General features: G+C 63.6%; 1 protein-coding gene. It reads right to left on the minus strand.

Features of this window, described 5'->3' with window-relative positions:
- Positions 1–369 precede the first annotated feature (369 nt).
- Entirely contained in the window at positions 370–630 is a 261-nt protein-coding gene (locus tag R7Z47_RS24270) for a mobilization protein (protein WP_169573164.1), read from the minus strand.
- Between the last annotated feature and the right edge of the window lie 252 nt (positions 631–882).

Here is an 882-nt window from a genome sequence, read left to right on the forward strand (position 1 = left end):
CAATATGCCCGGCCAGAGGCCGGATAGCTGGTCTATTCGCTGCGCTAGGCTACACACCGCCCCCACCGCTCCGCGGTAGGGAAAAGGCGGGCCAAGGCCCGCAAACCCAAACCCCATGCACAGACGCCACAGGAAGCCGCAGACGCCTTTAGCCGCTTTAGCGGCCTTTACCCCTGCCCGCAGGGCGGGGGCGCGTGTGAAGCCCCGCAGGGGCCATGCTGGCCACCTTGCGCTTGGCTATCTCCGCCTTGATGGTCGCGCCCGCCTCTCGCATCTCTTGCTGCAGGGCTTCGATCTCGGCAGGTGTCAGCCGGTAGAAGCTCACCCTTGCCCCTCTTGCGGCTCCGGCTGGCCATGCTCCTGTGGCTGCTATTCCTGCTTGGGTGGCAGTCCGAACAGCGCCCGGTCATGGTCGCGCTCTAGGTAGCTGTCCAGCCCATCGAGCAAGCGCTGTTCTGGCCACTCGCCGCTTTCGACTTTGCCGAGTATCCACGCGCCTACCAGCACCTTGCGCCGGGTGTCCTCCTTGCGCTTTTGCTGCTGCTCCCGTGCCCTGACCCGCTGGATCTTGGCGTTGATCCGTGCCCGTTGCTCTTCCAGCTTGGCGAGCCGTTCCGCTGCTTTTGCCATGTTGACATTCCCCTTGGTTATGTGCTTGCCATCATGCTATCATCGGAGCACAGACACCGCAAACCCCGACCGTCATTCTAACGGGAGGGCGCACTTACCGGTTTCTCTTCGAGAAACTGCCCTGCGGGCACCCCTTTGGGGCTGTGCGCTCTCCGAGGGCCATTGCATGGAGCTAAACCCCTATGGCCATCTATCACCTTACGGCCAAGACCGGCAGCCGGAACGGCGGCCAGTCGGCCAAGGCGAAAGCCG

The sequence above is a fragment of the Vibrio sp. 1641 genome, from assembly GCF_033339995.1.
Taxonomy (GTDB): domain Bacteria; phylum Pseudomonadota; class Gammaproteobacteria; order Enterobacterales; family Vibrionaceae; genus Vibrio; species Vibrio alginolyticus.

Coding starts and splice junctions, on each gene's coding strand:
- R7Z47_RS24270 (WP_169573164.1), bottom strand. CDS start 630: ATGGCAAAAGCAGCGGAACGGCTCGCCAAGCTGGAAGAGCAACGGGCA.